Origin of the sequence: Pseudomonas delhiensis (genome assembly GCF_900187975.1) — a bacterium.
GTDB lineage: Bacteria > Pseudomonadota > Gammaproteobacteria > Pseudomonadales > Pseudomonadaceae > Pseudomonas > Pseudomonas delhiensis.
On sequence record NZ_FZPC01000055.1, the window covers coordinates 1 to 18,060 of the forward strand.

The 18,060-nt window shown below is 71.0% G+C and carries 15 protein-coding genes; 1 reads left to right on the plus strand and 14 read right to left on the minus strand.

What is annotated here, in order from left to right; translation table 11 throughout:
- Positions 1-682: 682 nt before the first annotated feature.
- The 13 genes from CHC02_RS29310 to galB all read right to left on the minus strand — a co-directional run bounded on the left by CHC02_RS29310 (position 683) and on the right by galB (position 16,159).
- A complete protein-coding gene (locus tag CHC02_RS29310; protein ID WP_089394876.1) occupies positions 683-2,017 on the minus strand; it encodes a TldD/PmbA family protein in 1,335 nt (444 codons plus the stop codon).
- Positions 2,017-3,453, minus strand: coding sequence for a TldD/PmbA family protein (locus CHC02_RS29315; RefSeq protein WP_089394877.1), 1,437 nt, complete (start codon positions 3,451-3,453; stop codon positions 2,017-2,019). The genes CHC02_RS29310 and CHC02_RS29315 overlap by 1 nt, the downstream gene beginning before the upstream one ends.
- A gap of 533 nt (positions 3,454-3,986) precedes the next feature.
- The gene (locus CHC02_RS29320) at positions 3,987-4,880 is read right to left on the minus strand and encodes an alpha/beta hydrolase (protein WP_089394878.1); all 894 of its coding nucleotides are present in this window, start codon (positions 4,878-4,880) and stop codon (positions 3,987-3,989) included.
- A gap of 50 nt (positions 4,881-4,930) precedes the next feature.
- A complete protein-coding gene (locus CHC02_RS29325; protein WP_089394879.1) occupies positions 4,931-7,162 on the minus strand; it encodes a TonB-dependent siderophore receptor in 2,232 nt (743 codons plus the stop codon).
- An 83-nt stretch (positions 7,163-7,245) separates the two neighbouring features.
- Complete coding sequence (locus CHC02_RS29330; protein WP_089394880.1) at positions 7,246-8,583, minus strand: HAMP domain-containing sensor histidine kinase; 1,338 nt, start codon at positions 8,581-8,583, stop codon at positions 7,246-7,248.
- Positions 8,583-9,287, minus strand: a complete 705-nt coding sequence (locus tag CHC02_RS29335) for a response regulator transcription factor (RefSeq protein WP_089394881.1) — start codon at positions 9,285-9,287, stop codon at positions 8,583-8,585. The genes CHC02_RS29330 and CHC02_RS29335 overlap by 1 nt, the downstream gene beginning before the upstream one ends.
- A 394-nt stretch (positions 9,288-9,681) precedes the next feature.
- Positions 9,682-10,491, minus strand: coding sequence for an ABC transporter ATP-binding protein (locus tag CHC02_RS29340; protein WP_089394882.1), 810 nt, complete (start codon positions 10,489-10,491; stop codon positions 9,682-9,684).
- Positions 10,488-11,531, minus strand: coding sequence for a FecCD family ABC transporter permease (locus tag CHC02_RS29345; protein WP_089394883.1), 1,044 nt, complete (start codon positions 11,529-11,531; stop codon positions 10,488-10,490). The genes CHC02_RS29340 and CHC02_RS29345 overlap by 4 nt, the downstream gene beginning before the upstream one ends.
- Positions 11,528-12,538 carry a FecCD family ABC transporter permease gene (locus CHC02_RS29350; RefSeq protein WP_176450357.1) on the minus strand — a complete coding sequence of 337 codons (1,011 nt, stop codon included), beginning with the start codon at positions 12,536-12,538 and terminating at the stop codon, positions 11,528-11,530. Before CHC02_RS29350 ends, CHC02_RS29345 begins: the two co-directional genes overlap by 4 nt.
- Positions 12,538-13,464, minus strand: a complete 927-nt coding sequence (locus tag CHC02_RS29355) for an ABC transporter substrate-binding protein (RefSeq protein WP_089394884.1) — start codon at positions 13,462-13,464, stop codon at positions 12,538-12,540. Before CHC02_RS29355 ends, CHC02_RS29350 begins: the two co-directional genes overlap by 1 nt.
- A 165-nt stretch (positions 13,465-13,629) precedes the next feature.
- Positions 13,630-14,709 (minus strand): 4-oxalomesaconate tautomerase, encoded by a 1,080-nt coding sequence (locus tag CHC02_RS29360; protein ID WP_089394885.1) that lies wholly within the window; start codon positions 14,707-14,709, stop codon positions 13,630-13,632.
- Positions 14,706-15,428 carry a 4-carboxy-4-hydroxy-2-oxoadipate aldolase/oxaloacetate decarboxylase gene (locus CHC02_RS29365; protein WP_089394886.1) on the minus strand — a complete coding sequence of 241 codons (723 nt, stop codon included), beginning with the start codon at positions 15,426-15,428 and terminating at the stop codon, positions 14,706-14,708. The genes CHC02_RS29360 and CHC02_RS29365 overlap by 4 nt, the downstream gene beginning before the upstream one ends.
- Positions 15,425-16,159 carry a 4-oxalmesaconate hydratase gene (gene galB / locus CHC02_RS29370; RefSeq protein ID WP_089394887.1) on the minus strand — a complete coding sequence of 245 codons (735 nt, stop codon included), beginning with the start codon at positions 16,157-16,159 and terminating at the stop codon, positions 15,425-15,427. Before galB ends, CHC02_RS29365 begins: the two co-directional genes overlap by 4 nt.
- Positions 16,160-16,315: 156 nt before the next feature.
- Between galB and CHC02_RS29375 the strand changes: the two genes are divergently transcribed.
- The gene (locus CHC02_RS29375) at positions 16,316-17,530 is read left to right on the plus strand and encodes a LysR family transcriptional regulator (protein ID WP_089394888.1); all 1,215 of its coding nucleotides are present in this window, start codon (positions 16,316-16,318) and stop codon (positions 17,528-17,530) included.
- Positions 17,531-17,634: 104 nt separating this feature from the next.
- Here CHC02_RS29375 and CHC02_RS29380 read toward each other — a convergent pair.
- Positions 17,635-18,060: OprD family outer membrane porin (locus CHC02_RS29380; RefSeq protein ID WP_141137707.1), on the minus strand; the 426-nt coding region annotated here is incomplete at its 5' end.

Consider the following 18,060-nt stretch of genomic DNA (forward strand, 5'->3'; position numbering starts at 1 on the left):
GCTCCATGAAGCCGGATATACGGCAGCAGTCGTACCCAAGTTCGGAAAAGCACGTCGGTCGCTGGCAAAACGGGAGGAGTCCATATACGGATAACCGTTCGCGGTTATCCGCCGATACACCGAGGCCACAGCCAGCGCCCAGGCCAACCCCTGCGCCGCCGGGGATCAAGGTCAAACGGCGGATAACGCCGTAGGCGTTATGCGCCCTACGCCGGGCTCGACCTTGGCGTAGGGCGGATAACCGTTCGCGGTTATCCGCCGATACACCGAGGCCACAGCCAGCGCCCAGGCCAACCCCTGCGCCGCCGGGGATCAAGGTCAAACGGCGGATAACGCCGTAGGCGTTATGCGCCCTACGCCGGGCTCGACCTTGGCGTAGGGCGGATAACCGTTCGCGGTTATCCGCCGATACACCGAGGCCACAGCCAGCGCCCAGGCCAACCCCTGCGCCGCCGGGGATCAAGGTCAAACGGCGGATAACGCCGTAGGCGTTATGCGCCCTACGCCGGGCCCGACCGTGGCGTAGGGCGGATAACCGTTCGCGGTTATCCGCCGTTTGACCTTGGCCCCAGGCCGCGCCGGATTCGAACCCGAAGCTCCCGTTTCCAAGCGCTCCGGGCTTGACCAGGAGTCCAACGTCGAGATGGGTGTAACGGCGTACAACCGCGAACGGTTGTACGCCCTACAGCGTCAGCGTGAACCCCTCCACCAGCGCCCCCGGCAGCAACTGGGTGGCCGCGCTGCGGCGCCCGTAGGTGTTGGTGTCGATGCGCAGCGAGCGTTCGCGGGTGAGGGCCTGCAGGTGCTCGCCGAGCAGGCTGTACAGGCTGGTGTCGAAGCGCATGCTGGCCAGGGGGGCGACTATCCGGCCGTCTTCCACCCAGAAGCTGGCGAAGCGCGTCATGCCGGTGATGCGCGCGGCGGCCAGGTCCGAGTAGTTCAGGTACCAGAGGTTGCCGATGTACAGGCCGGTGCCCAGGCGCGCCAGCACTTCGTCCTCGGGCAGGTCGCCGCCGGCCATGACCAGGGACCGCGGCATTTCGTGGCTGCCGGCGCCGTAGGCGGGCAGGCCGAATTCCTTCGCCGAGCGCGGGCTGACCAGTTGCCCGACCATGCGCCCGCCGTCGATCAGCGTCTGGTCGCGGCGCAGGAAGCCGTCGCTGTCGAACAGCGGTTCCAGGCCGCTGCTGGCCGCTTCCTCCAGCCGGACCTGGGGCGACAGGCTGGCATGGCCCAGGTGCAGCGACAGCAGCGGGCTCTGGCGGGTGGCCAGTTCGCGGGCGGAGAAGCCGCCCCAGCACAGCAGCGAGACGATCTCTTCCAGCGCCGCCGGCGCCAGGTAGGCACGGTAGGCTCCCGGCTGCAGGGTGCGCTGCGGGCGTTGCAGGTACTCCAACTGCTCGCGGGCGCGGGCGAAGGCCCGGCCGAGTTCGGCGGCGTCCCAGTCGCGGGCGGCGTAGGTGGTCTTCACCGCCTCGCCGTTGTCGGCGAACAGGCTCCAGTCCAGGCTGGCGCTGCCGCTGGCCTGCCAGCCGAAGCTGCCGCGGGTGTTGGCGAAGCCGCGGTACAGCGGGCCGCCGGCGTAGATGCCGACCAGGTCCAGGTCGCGCGCCCGGGCGTCCACCTGGTCGATCACCTCGCGCACTTCCGGCAACCGGCCGGGGGCTTCCTGGACGCTGGTCCAGGGTTCGTCCTCCAGCAGCAGGTAGGGGTCTTCCGGGATCGCCTCCAGGGTGCCGCGCAACTGCTCCAGGCCCTGTTGCAGGCGCAGGCGGTCCTGTTCCGCGGTGCCGGTGAGGCTCAGTTCCAGGCTGGCGTGGCGGGCGCCGCGGATCAGCCGCAGCTGCGCCTCGATCTGCAGCACGCGGGTGGCCTGGCGCACCCGGGCGTGGTTGAAACGCACGAAGTCGGAGTCCTCGGCGGCGAGCCACAGGCTGAACTCCTCGTCGCCGCGCAGCCGGCCCTGCAGCCAGCCGGCGAGTTCGCGCAGGTGTTCGGGGGACAGTCGCAGATGCATCAGGCCTGCCCTCCGAACACGGTGACGTCCTTGAACACGCAGGCCGGCGAGGCGTGGCCGACGGTGATCGCCTGGTTGGGTTCGCCCTTGCCGCAGTTGGCGGTGCCCATCACGCTGAAGGTGGAGGCGTCGCCCACCGCGCCGAGGCTGCGCCAGAACTGCGCGGAGATGCCGCGGTAGTTGGGGTTGCGCACCACGCCGGCGAGTTCGCCGTTGTCGATCAGTTGGCCCCATTCGCAGCCGAACTGGAACTTGTTGCGCGCGTCGTCGATGGACCAGGAGCGGTTGGTGGCCATGAGGATGCCTTTCTCGATGCCACCGACCAACTGCGCCAGGCTCTTGTCGCCGGGCTCGACGTTGAGGTTGGCCATGCGGTCGATGGGCGCGCGGTTCCAGTTGCAGGCGCGGCTGTTGGCGACGCCGGCGAGCTGGCTGCGGGCCTGGGACAGGGCGCCGCCGAGGGGGCGCTGGAGGATGCCGTTGGCGATCAGCAGCTGGCGCTCGGCGGGCGTGCCTTCGTCGTCGTAGGCGTAGCTGGCCAGTTCGTCGGGCACGTCCGGGGCGAAGCTGACGTTGAGCAGCGGCGAGCCGTACTGGTAGTGGCCGAACATGTCCGCGGTGACGAAGCTGGTGCCGGCGTAGTTGCGTTCGTCGCCGAGGATGCGGTCCAGTTCCAGCGGGTGGCCGATGGATTCGTGGATCTGCAGGATCATCTGGTCGGGCATCAGCAGCAGGTCGCGGGTGCCTTCCGGGGTGTTGGGCGCCAGCAGCAGTTGCAGGGCCTCGTCGGCGACGCGCGCGGCGGCGCCGGCGAAGCCGCTGTGCAACATCACCTCGGCACCGCCCTGGCGGGCCACTTCGAAGGTACGTGTCTGGCTCTGCTGGCCGTCGAAGGCGGTCACCGACAGCCAGGGGTAGAGGCGCTGGGTCTCGTGCAGCAGGTCGCTGCCGTGGCGGTCGAGGTACAGCTGGCGTTCGCGCACCACGCCGAGCCTGGCGCTCCAGTCGACGATGCGTTCGTCACGGGGCACCGCGGCGCATTCCGCGCGCAGCAGGTCCAGCCATTGCGCCAGGTCCGGCAGCGGGGCTGCGAAATGCGGGCTGCTGCGCCGCTGCTGGCCGAGGTCGGCGCCGGCCTGGGCCGGGCGCGGCAGGGCGCGGGCGGCGATGCTGGCGGCGAGTTGGCGGGCACGTTCGAAGGCCTGGCGCAGACCGTTTTCGCCAAGGTCGCTGGTGGCGGCGAAGGCTTCCACGCCGTCGACTTCGGCACAGAGCATCGCCCCCTGGTCGAGGCCGTGCCGCACCGGGTCGACCTGGTCGCGGGTCACGCCGCAATCCAGGCTGTGCCGCTGCACCAGGCGCAGGGAGCGGAACGCCGGGTCGCGGCGCTGGGCGGAAACGAAGTGGCGCAAGGCCGCGTGCAGGCTATCGGACATCCGGAGGCTTCCTGGAACGGTGAACCCCGGATTGTGCTCCCGCCCGGTTGCCGATTGCCAGCAACGCAAAGGGGGAGGGCAGGGCGTAGGGCGGATAACCGTTCGCGGTTATCCGCCGCTTGACCTTGTTCCCCGGCCGCTGCGGATCCGAACCCGAAGCCCCCGTTTCCGTACGCTCCGGTGCCGGGGCAACGGCGGATAACGCCGTAGGCGTTATGCGCCCTACGAGGGTGATCGGGGCGTAGGGCGAATAACCGTTCGCGGTTATCCGCCGCTTGACCTTGTTCCCCGGCCGCTGTGGATCCGAACCCGAAGCCCCCGTTTCCGTACGCTCCGGTGCCGGGGCAACGGCGGAAACGCCGTAGGCGTTATGCGCCCTACGAGGGTGATCGGGGCGTAGGGCGAATAACCGTTCGCGGTTATCCGCCGCTTGACCTTGTTCCCCGGCCGCTGTGGATCCGAACCCGAAGCCCCCGTTTCCGTACGCTCCGGTGCCGGGGCAACGGCGGATAACGCCTTAGGCGTTATGCGCCCTACGGGTAGTGCTCGATCAAGTAGCGCAGCGACGCCGGCAGCATGGGGCCGTGGCCCAGGCCGTCGAAGCGCTGGTACTGCACCTGCAGGCCCGGCACCTTCGCCAGGTCGGCGCTCAGCTCGCGGGCCGGGCGTTCGGCGTCGCCTTTCGCCGGGCCGCGCGGGTTGCCCGGTTCGTCGCCGCCGCGCATCAGCAGCAGGCGCGGGCGGCTTTCGCCCAGGCGCTGCTCCAGGCCCGCGGCTTCGCGGACGATGGCGCCGTCGTGCCACCACAGCGAGGGGCTGGCGGCGGCGTAGGCGCTGAATTCGCCGGGGCGGGTGAACAGCGCGTGGAGCACGGCCAGGCCGCCGTAGGAGTGGCCCCAGAGGGTCTGCCGGCTGGCGTCGATGGGGGCGACGGCGGCGACCATGGGGCGCATGCGTTCGCGCAGCAGGTCGAGGAAGGCATCGACGCCGCCGCTGGGCTGGCCGGTCAGCGGGTCGAGCTGCCTGGCCTCGCCGGGCAGCGGTGGGGTGTAGTCGTAGGTGCGGGCGTTGCGCTCGATGCGCTGGTCGGTCTGGTAGCCGACCGCGACCAGCAGCGGCGCCTGGCCGTCGGCGAGCTTCGCCAGGCCGGCGGCGTCGAGGGCGCCGAGGGCGGCGTTGCCGTCGAGCATCCACAGCACCGGGTAGCCGGCGGCGGGAGCCGGGCGTTCGGGCTTGCCGACCCACAGGCGGTAGTGGCGCCGGCCGTCGGCGGAGTCGAGTTCGAGGCGGGTGAAGCGGTAGGCCAGGTCCTGGCGTTGCAGCAAGGTGGTGTCCATCTTCTGGTCCGGCGCCGGTTGCGCCAGGGCCGCCGGGTTCGACGCGGCCAGTGCCAGCGCCAGGACCAGGGGCAGGGAGGTGGTTTTCATCAGGCGATCTCGTCTGCCGGCCCCCGCCGGGAGCGGGGGCCGGGTGGTCCTCAGAAGGACGCGGTCAGGCTGGTGTAGAGGGTGCGGCCGGGCTCGTTGTAGGTGGCCGCGCCGGCGCCGGCGATGTTGGTCACGCCCTGGGCGTTGCCGGCGCGGTACAGGCGCTTGTCGAAGATGTTGTCGACGCCGGCGGTGAGGCTGAGGTTCTTGCTGATCTTGTAGGTGCCGCTGGCGCCGGTCAGCGCGTAGGGCGACAGCTGGTCGTTGGCGCTGCCGGTCACGCGGTTGCCCTGGTAGTCGTACTTCTTCGGCTTCTGCTTGCCGTACCAGGCCACGCTCAGCTGCAGCGAGAGGTCGTCGGTGGCCTGCCAGTCGAGCATGGAGTTGAGCGTGTAGTCCGGGATCACCGAGAGCACGTCGCCGGTTTCCTTGTTCTTCGACTGCAGCATGTAGGTGAAGTTGTTGGTCCAGGTCAGCTGCTGCGCCAGGGGCACGGTGAGGGTGCCTTCCAGGCCCTCGACCAGCGCCTTGGGCACGTTCTCCCACTGGTAGATGGAGGCGTTGGCGTAGCTGCCGGTGCCGCCGCTGGCGCTGCCGATCGGGCTCAGGCCGGACTCGATCTTGTTCTTGTAGTCGTTGCGGAAGTAGGTCAGCCCGGCGACCCAGCCGTTGTCCTTGAACTCGATGCCCAGTTCCTTGTTGACGCTGGTCTCGGCCTTGAGGTCGGCGTTGCCCTGCAGGTAGCAGCTGGTGCTCTGCCCGTAGCAGCCCTGGCCGCGGCTGTAGAGCAGGTAGTTGGGGTTGAGCTGGTACAGGTTCGGCGCCTTGTAGGCGCGGGCGATGCCGGCCTTCAGGGTGAGGGTGTCGGTCAGCGCGTGGGACAGGTTCAGCGACGGGCTCCAGTTGTCGCCGACGATGTCGTGGTGGTCGAAGCGCAGCGCCGGGGTGAGCATGGTGCCGGGCATGATCTCGATGTTGTCTTCGGCGAACAGCGAGAAGATCTCCGCCGAGGAGCTGCCGTCGCGGCCGGTGCTGGTCAGGCCGGGCACGGAGCCGCCCTCGCTGGTGGTCTGGGTGTTGGCGCTGGGGTCGTCCAGCTCCTGGCGCGTCCATTCGCTGCCCAGGGTGAGGGTCTGGTTGCGCCAGGCGTACAGCGGCAGGTTGACCTCGCCGTGGGCGGTGAGGTCGCGCAGGGTCGAGGTGTAGAAGTCGGTGTTGCTGAAGATGCCCTCGGTGCCGCCGGCCAGGCCCTCGTTGATGCGCCGGTTGCGCGTCTTCTCGTACTGCAGGTAGGCCATGGAGGAGCCGAAGTCCCAGTCGCCACGGTGGGTCATCGCGTACGTCTCGCGGTACATGATGTTGGTCTCGTGGCCGAGCATGCTCTTCACGTTGGCGTTGCTGTTGGTGTTCTGGGTGTCGCCGGTGTAGATGTTGCCCTGGCGGCTGAAGCCGGCCTCCAGCTCCAGCGTCTGCTCGGGCGTCAGGCGCCAGCTCAGCTGGCCGTTGACGTCCTTGTTGCGCACGCCTTCGCGGCCGGCGGGGAGGGTGCCGGCCTGGTTGCCGGTGCGCGCCGACTCGTGGCCCGAGTTGATGTCCCAGTCGTCGGCGTCGGTCTTGGCCACGTCGCCGTACACGCGGTAGCTGAGGGTGTCGGTGAGCGGGCCGTTGAGGCCGAAGCTCATGCGCTTGGTGGCGCCTTCGTCGCCGTGCTGCGGGAAGTTCTGGTAGAGGGTGAGGTTGCCGTGGGTTTCCTTGGCCGCCTGCTTGGTGATGATGTTCACCACCCCGCCCATGGCGCCGGAGCCGTAGCGCGCCGCCGCCGGGCCGCGGATGACCTCGATGCGCTCGACCTGGTCGGCCGGCACCCAGTTGGTGTCGCCGCGGGTGTCGCGTTCGCCGCGCCAGCCGTAGCGCACCGAGCTGCGGCTGCTGACCGGCTTGCCGTCGACCAGGATCAGGGTGTTCTCCGGGCCCATGCCGCGGATGTCGATCTGCCGGTTGTTGCCGCGCTGGCCGCTGCTGGAGTTGCCGGTCAGGTTGACCCCCGGCATGGTGCGGATGATCTGCGACAGGTCGTTGGCCGGCGGGCGCTTCTTGATGTCCTCGGCGGTGATGACGGACACGCCCGGGGCCTGCTTGGTCTCTTCCTGGGCGGTGGCGACCACGGTCTGGCTGTCCAGTTCGATGGGCTGCTCGTCCTGGCTGGCGGCGTGGACGGCGCTGGCCAGCAGGCAGCTGGACAGCAGCAGGAAGGGGACTAGGGGTTGGGCACGGGACGACATCTTCGATCTCCGGAAGTTCAGCCTGAAGGCGAGAGATCGAAGATGATAATCACTCACAATTGCGAGTAAAGCGCATTAACTTTCTAAACACTTTCGCCCGCCGGCAGCCGCAGGTGCAGGCACAGGCCGGGGTGGGCGTTGGTGACCCACAGGCGGCCGCCCTGCAGCTCGATGGCGCGGCGGGCGATGGCCAGGCCCAGGCCGAAGCCCGCGCCGCTGCCCTCCAGGCGCTGGTAGGGTTCGAAGATGCGCTCCAGGTCCGCCTCGGCCACGCCGGGGCCCTGGTCGCGCAGGCACAGGTGCCAGTGTTCGCCCTCGCGCCAGCCGTCGAGGCTGACGCGGCCGCTCGCCGGCGAATGGCGGATGGCGTTGCGCAGCAGGTTCTCCAGGGCCTGGGCCAGGCTGTCCAGGTGCACCTGCACACAGCATTCGGTGCCCAGCGAACAGGGCAGGCGCGCCGGCTCCCAGCCGCTCTCGAAGCAGGCGTCCTCGCGCAGCGCCTCCCACACCGAGAGCACCAGCACCGGTTCGGTGGGCAGCTGCGGGCGCTCGGTGTCCATCCAGGCCAGGTCCAGGGTGTCTTCCAGCAGCCGCTGCATGTCGGCCACCTCGCGGCCCAGGCGCTGGCGCAGCTGCTCCAGCGGCAGGTCGCCGTCGTGGGCGATGCGCAGCCGCGCCAGGGGCGTGCGCAGTTCGTGGGACAGGGTGCGCAGCAGCAGGCGCTGCTGGGCCAGGCTCTGGCGCAGGCGCGCGGCCATGTGCTCGAAGGCCTGGGCCAGCTCGCCCAGCTCGTCGCGGCGCTCCTGCAGGGGCAGACCGGGGCTGTCGAGGTCGTCGGCGCGCAGGGCGTCGGCGCGGTCGCGCAGGCGGTTGAGCGGCACCACCAGGTGGCGGTACAGCGCCAGGCCCAGCAGCAGGGCCAGCAGGGTCGGCGCCACGCCGTGGGTGATGACGTGGGTCCAGGGCGTCAGGCCGCTGGGCAGCAGGCGCTCGGGCAACTGGATGACCAGGCGGCCGTCCTCGGGGTGTTCGGGGAATTCGATGCTGACGTAGGGCAGCTCGTCCTGCAGGCGCCGGCTCATGGGCCAGTCGAGCTTGCGCATGAAGGTCAGGTGGCTGGCCTCCTCGGCGCTCAGCGGGGTGCTGCCGAGGCTCTCCAGGCGCGGGCCGATGAGCGCGGCCCAGGTGTCTTCCTCGCGTTCCAGCTGGCGGCGGAAGGCCTCGGCGCCGGCCGCGCCGCCCTCGCGCCAGGCTTGCTCGGCCTGCAGGGCATAGCGCGCCAGGTACAGGCGGTCGGCTTCGTCGAGGAAGTAGGTGCTGCGCTCCACCGACAGGCCCCAGTTCCAGATCAGCCAGGTCAGCGTCAGGCAGAAGCCCACCTGCAGCAGGGCCAGCTTCCACAGCAGCGGGTGGCGGCGCATCAGGCGCTGTCCGTTTCCACCAGCACGTAGCCCTGGCCGCGCACCGCCTGGATCTGCAGGTGCTGCGCGCCTATGGCGGCGAGCTTGCGGCGCAGGTTGCAGACGTGCACGTCCAGGCCGCGGTCCAGGCGGGTGTAGGCGCGGTGCAGCACGCTCTGGTAGAGGAAGGCCTTGCTCAGCGCCTCGCCGGGGTGCGCGCGCAGGGTCGCCAGCAGGCGGTACTCGGAGCCGGTGAGGCCGGCGGCGCGGCCCTGGTGGATGACGTCGCGGCTTTCGTCGTCGAGGGTCAGCGCGTCGCCCTGGGGCGCCTCGGCCTGGCGCCGGTCCAGGGCCACGCGGCGCAGCAGGGCGTCGACGCGGGCGTCCAGCTCGGCCAGGCTGAAGGGCTTGGGCAGGTAGTCGTCGGCGCCGCGGGTGAAGCCGCTGATGCGGTCCTGCTCGGCGCCCAGGGCGGACATCAGCATCACCGGCACTGTCTGCTGTCGGCGCAGCTCGTCGAGCAGGCTGAGGCCGTCGACGCCGGGCAGCATGATGTCCAGCAGCACCAAGTCGAAGCCGCCGTCACGCAGCGCGGCCAGGCCCTGGGTGCCGGTCTCGCAGGCGCGCACGGCGAAGCCGCGGCCCTGGAAGTGGCGTTCCAGGGCCGGGCGCAGGTGGGCGTCGTCCTCCACCAGGAGCAGCTTGGGTGTCGCTGGATAGGCCATTGATGAGAACTCGATGCAATTGCGAATGATCCCATTGGCGGTGGGGGCGGGGCAATGGCTGGGTGCTGGCATTTCGTCGCATCTGAGTGCTGGGGGGAATGGGATGGTGCTTTTCGTAGGCGCGAGCTTGCTCGCGAATAGAGTTTGTCGGTGGCTCTGGTGTTGGGTTTAAGGGCGCCCTCTCCCCAGCCCTCTCCCGCAAGCGGGAGAGGGGGCCGTCCGTGCCGAGAAAAGAATTGGCTCCAGCCGGAAACCACCAAGGCTGCCGGCTAACGCCATAACATCCAGCCCTGCCCAACGGTCCCCTCTCCCTTCAGGGAGAGGGTTAGGGAGAGGGTGCTCTCAGTCTTGGCGCCGAAGTTCTGGGAAACCCCGTTCGCGAGCAAGCTCGCTCCTACGAAGAGCAGGCTCGCACCCGGCTGGCCCCAACGATCAGCGGCGTGCCGCTGTAGGGATCGCTCAGCAGGGTGCAGCGCACGCCATACAGCGCCTCCACCAGTTCTGCCGTCACCACCCTGGCCGGCGCGCCCTCGGCCAGCACGCGGCCGCCCTTCATCGCCACCAGGTGGTCGGCGTAGCGGCAGGCGCTGGACAGGTCGTGGACCACCATCACCACCGTCTTGCCGGCCCCGGCGAGGCGGCGGATCAGTTCGAAGACCTCGATCTGGTGGCCCAGGTCCAGCGCCGAGGTGGGTTCGTCGAGCAGCAGCAGCGGGGTGTCCTGGGCGATGGCCATGGCGATCCAGGCGCGCTGGCGCTGGCCGCCGGACATGGATTCCAGCGGCCGCTCGGCCAGCTCGCCGAGGTCGGCGGCGGCCAGGGCGGCGTCCACCACCTCCTGGTCCTCGGCGCTCCATTGCTGGAACAGGCCCTGGTGCGGCTGGCGGCCGAAGCGGATCAGCTCGGCCACGGTGAGGCCGTCCGGGGCGCTGGCGTCCTGCGGCAACAGCGCCAGGCGCCGCGCCACTTCCTTCGAGGGCAGGCTGGCGATGGCCTTGCCGTCGAGCAGCACGGCGCCGCCGCTGGGCTTCTGCAGGCGCGCCAGGCCCGCCAGCAGGGTGGACTTGCCGCAGCCGTTGGGGCCGACGATGGCGGTCACCCGGCCGGCCGGCAGGCGCAGGTCCAGGCCCTGGATGATCGGCCGCCTGCCGTAGGCCATGCTCAGGCCGCGGGCCTCCAGCGGGGCGATGGGGTTCGGGTTCATGGCTGTCTCCCGGAGGGTTGGCGCAGGATGATCCACAGCAGGTAGGGCGCGCCTATCACCGCCATGACGATGCCCACGGGGATTTCGATGGGCGCCAGCAGGGTGCGCCCCAGCCAGTCGGCCAGCAGCGTCAGCAGGGCGCCGGCCAGGGCAGCGTTGAGCACCGGCACGCCGTGCTGCCCGCCCAGGTAGCGCGCCGCCTCGGGGGCGATCAGCGCCACCAGGCCGACCGGGCCGGCCACCGCCACGGCCAGGCCGGTGAGGGCCACGCTCAGCGCCAGGGTGGCGATGCGCATGGCGCCCAGGCGCACGCCCAGGCCGATGGCCACGCTGTCGGAGAAGCGCATCGCCGTCAGCGGCCGGGTGAGCAGGCGCGCCGCCGGCAGGCCCAGGGCCAGGCCGCTGGCCAGCAGCCACACGGCCAGCGGCGGGCGGGCGTTGAGGCTGCCGACGGTCCAGGGGTAGGCGGCGTTGGCCGCGTCTATGTCGGCGCGGGCCAGCATCAGGTTGGTCAGGGCGCCGAACAGCGCGCCGATGCCCAGGCCGACGACGATGAAGCGGTAGCCGCGGGCGCCGGCCCCGGCGGCGAGCAGGAAGGTCAGCGCCGCGGCGGTGGCGGCGCCGGTCAGGGCCAGGGCCGAGGGCGCCAGGCTGGTCGGCACCGCGACGATGGAGGCCACGGCGAAGGCGGTGGCGCCGTTGTCCAGGCCGACCATGCCGGGGGTGGCCAGGCGGTTGCGCGCCAGGGTCTGCATCAGGCAGCCGGCGGCGCCCAGGGCGGCGCCGCTGAGCACCCCGGCGCACAGCCGTGGCAGGCGCAGCTCGCGCACCAGCAGTTGCTGGAAGGGATCGCCCTGGCCGAGCAGGGCGGCGATGGCCTGGCCGGCGCCGAGGCCGTCGCCGCTCAGGCAGAACACGAAGGCGGCGCCCAGCAGCACCAGCAGCGCCAGGCCGACCGCCAGGCTGCGGCGGTGCCAGAGCAGCGACAGCCGGCCCAGGCGCAGCAGACCGTAACCCTGGGGAGTGGAGGAGGCGTTCATTGGCGTTGCAGTGTCGGCAGGCGGTGCGAGCGCACCACGACGATGAGGATGGGCGCTCCGACGAAGGCGGTGACCACCCCCACCGGCATCTCGTAGGGGCGCACCAGCAGGCGCGCCAGTATGTCCGCCAGCAGCAGGACGCAGGGGCCCAGCAGCAGGCACAGGACGAAGCCGCGGCGGATGTCGCTGCCCACCAGGCGGCGGGCGATGTAGGGCACGATCAGGCCGAGGAAGGCGATGGGCCCGGCGGCGGCGTTGGCCGTGCCCACCAGCAGCGCCACCGCCAGCAGGGCGGCCAGGCGCACCCGCTGCGGGTGGTGGCCGAGGCCGCTGGCGACGCGTTCGCCCAGGGCCAGGGCGGCCAGCGGGCGGATCAGCGGCAGCGCCACCAGCAGGCCGAGCAGCAGCCCCGGCAGGCTCCAGTGCAGGGTGTCCAGCGGGCGCCCGGCGAGGCTGCCGACCACCCAGAAGCGCACCTCGTCGGCGGTGCGCTGGTCCCACAGCAGCACCAGGCTGCTCAGTGCCGTGAGCAGGCCGGAGAAGGCCACCCCGGCCAGCACCAGGCGCACCGGGTCGTCGCCCACCCCGCGCAGGCGCGACACCGCCAGCACCAGCAGGCAGCCGCCCAGGGCGCCGGCCACGGCCACCGCCAGGTTCAGGCCGGCGGCGGTGGCGCCGAGGTTGATCGCCAGGGTCACGGCGAAGGCCGAGCCGGCGCTGACCCCCAGCAGGCCGGGCTCGGCCAGCGGGTTGCGCGTCACCGACTGCAGCAGCAGGCCGGCGGCGCCCAGGGCCACGCCCACCAGCAGGGCCAGCTCGGTGCGCGCCAGGCGCAGCACGCCGACCACGAAGCGGGTGTCTTCGTCGGCGCCGCCGAACAGCGCCAGCAGGCTGGCCCAGGGCCGGGCATCGCCGGCGCCCAGTAGCAGGCTGGCCAGGCACAACAGCGACAGCAGCAGAGCCGCCAGCCCGAGGGCCAGCGGCTGGGGCAGGCGCGTGGGCAGCATCAGTTGGCCAGCGCCTTCTCCACGTCATCCAGCACCTGCTGGGCGGCCAGGTAGCCGGAGCTGCTGCTCCAGATCTGCCCGTCGACGCTGGCCAGGTGCCCGGCCCGCACCGCCTTCAGGCGGGTGAAGGCGGGCTGCTGGCGAGCTTCGGCCAGGGCCTTCGCGCCGTCGGGGTTGAGGGTGGCGAGGAAGATCCAGTCGGCATCGGCCCTGGACAGGTTCTCCAGGCTGAGGATGTCGGTGTGCGGGCGCCTGGTCTGCTCGGCCGCCAGCGGGTTGGGGCGCAGGCCCAGCTGGTCGAGCAACTGGCCGGCGAACAGGTGGCTGGACATCATGATCGGCCCCTGCGGGTTCCAGCGCACCACGCTGAGGCTGACGCCGGCCGGCAGGCGCGGGCGCAGCGCGGCGATGCGCTGGTCGAGCTCGGCCAGGCGCCGTTCGCCCTCGGCGCGCTTGTCCAGGGCCGCGGCATAGGTGCGGAAGGCCGCGCGCCAGTCGTCCAGGGCGCCGCCCTTGGGTACCACGGTGGGCGCCATCAGGCTGAGCTTGGCGTACTGCTCGCGGGTCAGGCCGGGGCTGGCGAGGATCAGGTCTGGGCGCAGCTTGAGCACGGCCTCCAGGTTGACCTCGCGCACCGTGCCCACCAGCGGCAGCTTGCCGGCCCTGGCCTTGAGGTATTCGGGGATGTCGCTGCCGCCGCGGCTGGCCAGGGCGCCCAGGGGCTGCACGCCCAGGGCCAGGGCGGCGTCGAGAGTATTCTCGCCGAGGGCCACCACGCGCTGCGGGTGGTCCTTGACCTGCACCGGGCCGAAGGCGGTGTCCAGGCTGGCGGCGCTGGCGGGTTGCAGGAGCAGGAAGGCGCTGGTCATGGCGGCGGCCGCGCAGGCCAGCAGGCGGCGGGGGAGGGGCAGGGCTCGGGCTTGCATGGAGGTTTTCCTGTTGCGCCGGGTACGGCGGGCGGTTGGGAAATGCCCATAGATACGACAAAAGCGAGTCTTAATCACTCGCATTTACTGTTTGTTTACAACTGCGATGACCTGGGTCAACGCCGGCGAACCCGCGCGGCAGGGCGCCGCGCGGGGGCCGCAGCCTCAGCGGGGTGACCACAGGGCGCGGGGAATGCACACCTGGCCGTCGAACAGCAGCCGCGCGGTGCGCACCAGGCCGCAGCCGGCGATGCGCCCGTCGCGCAGGCGGATTTCCACGCTGAACTCGCCGCTGGGGTGTTCCACCGACAGGCGCCGCACCTCGCCGTCGCCGCCACGGGCCAGGTCCTGCGCCACCGAGCCCGGCACCAGGCAGGCGCTGGCCACGCTCACCGCGCCGAACACGCCGATGGAGGCGTGGCAGCGGTGCGGGATGAACGAGCGGGTGTCGATCGCACCGCCCTGGCGCGGCGCCGAGACCAGGCACATCTTCGGCACGTTGCGCTGGCCGACGTCGCCCAGGTTCATGCGCGGGCCGGCCTGCAGGCGGATGGACTCCAGGCGCGCCTTCAGCTCGGCGTCGGCGTCCAGCTCCTCGCGGCTCTCGCAGCCGCTGCGGCCCAGGTCCGCGGCGCGCAGCAGCACCACCGGCATGCCGTTGTCGATGCAGGTGACCTCGATGCCGTCGAAGCGGTCGCGGGCGTTGCCGGTGGGCAGCAGGGCGCCGCAACTGGAGCCGGCCACGTCGGCGAATTCCACCACCAGCGGCGCGGCGCTGCCGGGCACGCCGTCGATGCGCGTGTCGCCGGCGTATTCCACCTCGCCATGGGGCGTGGGGACGTGCGCCACGGCGAGCTGCCCGGTGTTCTCCATGAAGATGCGCACCGGCGTGGTGGCGCCGCGCACCGGCACCAGGCCGCGCTCGATGGCGAAGGGGCCGACGCCGGCGAGGATGTTGCCGCAGTTCTGCCCGTAGTCCACCCGCGCCTCGTCCACCAGCACCTGGGCGAACAGGTAGTCGACGTCGGCCTCGGGCCGGCGCGAGGCCTGGACGATGGCGACCTTGCTGGTCAGCGGGTCGGCGCCGCCGAGGCCGTCGATCTGGCGCTTGTCCGGCGAGCCCATCACCGCCAGCAGCACGCGCTCGCGCAGGGCCGGCTCGGCGGGCAGGTCGGCGCCCAGGAAGTAGGCGCCCTTGGAGGTGCCGCCGCGCATCAGCAGGCAGGGAATGCGCGTCTGGCTCATGGCCGGCCTTCCAGTTCGTCGAGGCTGTCGACGTAGCGCAGGCCCTTGGCGGCCAGGCGCGGGCGCATCTCGTAGATGTCCAGGCCGAGCTCGCCGGCGGCCAGGCGCAGGCGCTTCTGCTCCTCCAGGTCGGCGCGCTTGCGCGCGGCCTCCAGCACCCGTTCGGCTTCGCCGTGGCGCACCACCACCGCGCCGTCGTCGTCGGCGATGACGATATCGCCGGCGTTCACCAGTTGCCCGGCGCACAGCAGCGGCAGGTTCACCGAGCCCAGCACTTCCTTCACCGTGCCCTGGGCGCTGATGGCCTTCGACCACACTGCAAAGCCCATTTCGCGCAGGGTGTGGCTGTCGCGGATGCCGGCGTCGATGACCAGGGCGCGCACGCCGCGGGCCTTGAGCGAGGTGGCCAGCAGGTCGCCGAAGTAGCCGTCGCCGCACGGAGAGCTGGGCGCCACCACCAGCAGGTCGCCCGGGCGGCACTGTTCGACGGCGACGTGGAACATCCAGTTGTCGCCGGGGGCCACCAGCACGGTCACCGCGCTGCCGGCCACCGCCACGCCCTGCTGGATCGGGCGGATGCCGGCGTCCAGCAGGCCCTTGCGGCCCTGGGCCTCGTGCACGGTGGCCACGCCCAGGCGGCCGAGTTCGTCGATCACCTCCTGCGTGGCGCGGGGGATGTTGCGCACCACGAGGCCGGTCTTGCCGATCAGCGCGCTCATGCCAGGTTCTCCGTCACGCGCGGGAACATGCTCTGGAAGCCCTCGGCATAGACGATGTTGCGCGCGCTGGTGATGCCGACGTTGCGCTTGGCCTGCACGCCGCGCTGCAGGGCGACGCGGGTGTAGTACTCCCACAGGTGTTCCTGGCCGGCCATGCACTGGATGGCGGCGTACTTCCTGTCCCATACGCCGGTGATGTCGAGGAAGGTGTCCGGGCGCCATTCGCACTGTTCCGGCTGGTGCGGCTCGAAGGCGTACACGGGTGGGGCGCCGACGATCTTCTCGCCGGGCCTGTAGCCCTCGGCCTGGGCGATGATGCGTGCTTCCTGGGCGAGGTTCATGGCCAGCGGGTGGTCGTAGTTGTACGGGTCCTTCAGCGAGTGGCTGAGGACGAATTCCGGCTGCACGCGGCGGAACACGTCGGCCAGGCGGAACAGGGTGTCCTTGTCGGCGCGCATGGGGTAGTCGCCGATGTCGAAGAACTCCACGCTGGCGCCGAGGATCTCGGCGGCGGCCAGGGCTTCCTCGCGGCGCGCGGCCTTGACCTTGGCCTCGGTCATCTCGCCCTTGCGCCATAGCCTGGCGGATTCGCCGCGCTCGCCGAAGGACAGGCAGACGATGTGCACGGCGTAGCCCTGCTCGGCGTGCAGGGCGATGGCGCCACCGGCGCGCCAGACGAAATCGGCGGAATGGGCGCTGACCACCAGGGCGGATTTTTGTGCTGCGTTCATGTGGGTGGGCTCCGGTTGGGAATGTGTCGAGGATGTCACCGAGGGTTGGCAGCGACTAATGCGTTCAGTTGTGGGAGGTATGCTTTTTACTTATTGCGCTTGCCGGGGTGGCTGGGCATAGTCCCGCCGGAGTAGGGCTGCAAGCCGGGAGAGGAAATGAGCGACTTCGAACTGCCGAACCTGATGCAGGTCCGCGCCTTCGTCCGCGTGGCGGACCTGGGCAGCGTGTCGCGGGCCTCGGAGGCGCTGTTCCGCGCGCAGTCGGTGGTCACCCGCGCCATTTCCGAACTGGAGGCGCGGCTCGACGCGCCGCTGTTCGAGCGCCACGCCAACGGCATGCGCCTGACCGACTACGGCGACTGCGTGCTGCCCCGCGCGCGCCGCGTGCTGGCCGAGCTGGAGAGCGTGCCGCGGCTGCTCGGCGCGGCGCCGGTGGAGCCGCTGTACCTGTTCCAGGGGCGGCGCCTGGAAGTCTTCGTCAAGCTCTGCGAGACGCGCCACATGCAGACCGTGGCCAGCCACTTCGGCCTCAGCCAGCCGGCGGTCAGCTCGGCGCTCAAGGTGCTCGAGGGCGGCTGCGGCCGGCCGCTGTTCGAGCGCACCCCACGCGGCCTGCAGCCGACGCGGGCGAGCCACGAGATCCTGTTCCCGGTCCGCCGCGCGCTCAACGAGCTGCGCCACATCGAGACCGACCTCAGCGCCATGCGCGGCAGCCTGCAGGGCGTGGTGCACGTCGGCGCGCTGCCGCTGGGGCGCACGCGCATCCTGCCCGAGGCCATCGTGCGCCTCACCGCCGAACACCCCGGGGTGCGGGTGATCACCAACGAAAGCCCGTTCGACCTGCTGGCCACCGAGCTGCGCGCCGGCGACCTGGACTTCGTCTTCGGCGCCCTGCGCTCGGCGGACTACGCCAGCGACCTGGCCGGCGAGGCGCTGCTCACCGAGGAAATGGTGCTGCTGGCCCGCCACGGCCACCCGCTGTTGCAGCGCCCGGTGCAGCTGGCCGAACTGCAGCAGGCGCGCTGGGTATTGCCGCGCGCCGGCTCCCCGGCCCGGGGCCTGCTGGACGCCTGCTTCGCCGCCTCGGGCATGGCCGCGCCCTGGCCGGTGGTGGAAAGCGGCGACCTGGCGACCATTCGTGGCCTGCTGCTGCGCTCGGACATGCTCGCGGCGGTGTCGGCGCACCAGCTGGAACACGAGATCGCCTCGGGCGAGCTGCGCCGGCTGCCGGTGCCGTTGCCGCAGACCACCCGCGCCATCGGCCTGACCTACCGCAGCGGCTGCCTGCATTCGCCGGTGTCGGCGGCATTGATGCAGAGCATCCGCGAGGTGGTCCAGGCGACGGAGGCGGGCACGGATGGCGGCGGATAACGCCCGCATCATTCCCATGTAGGGCCCTGCGCGCGAATCGCGGGCAGGGCCCGCTCCTACAGTTCCATGGAAGCACGGTCGTAGGACTCCGTGGCGCAATCGACCTACAGCAGGTTCAACGGATAACTGACGATCAACCGGTTCTCGTCGAAGCTGTTGGTCCGCCCCCAGTCGCGGCGCATGCTGGAGTTGCGCCATTTGACGTTCAGCGTCTTCAGCGGCCCCGACTGCACGGTGTAGGCCAGCTCGCTTTCGCGGGCCCACTCGGTGCCGTCGTCGGTGCTGCTGTTGTGCACGTTGTCGCCGTGGATGTAGCGGTTCATCAGGGTCAGGCCGGGTACGCCGAGGGCCGCGAAGTCGAAGTCGTGGCGCAGCTGCCAGGAGCGCTCCTTGGCGTTCTCGAAGCTGGAGCCGAAGGCGTCGTTGGCCAGGGGGCCGCCGCTGGCGCCGTTGACGCGGAACCACTCGTCGTCGCCCATGACCTTCTGCAGGCCGAGGTAGAAGGTGTTGCCGCCGACCTTCGCCGAGAA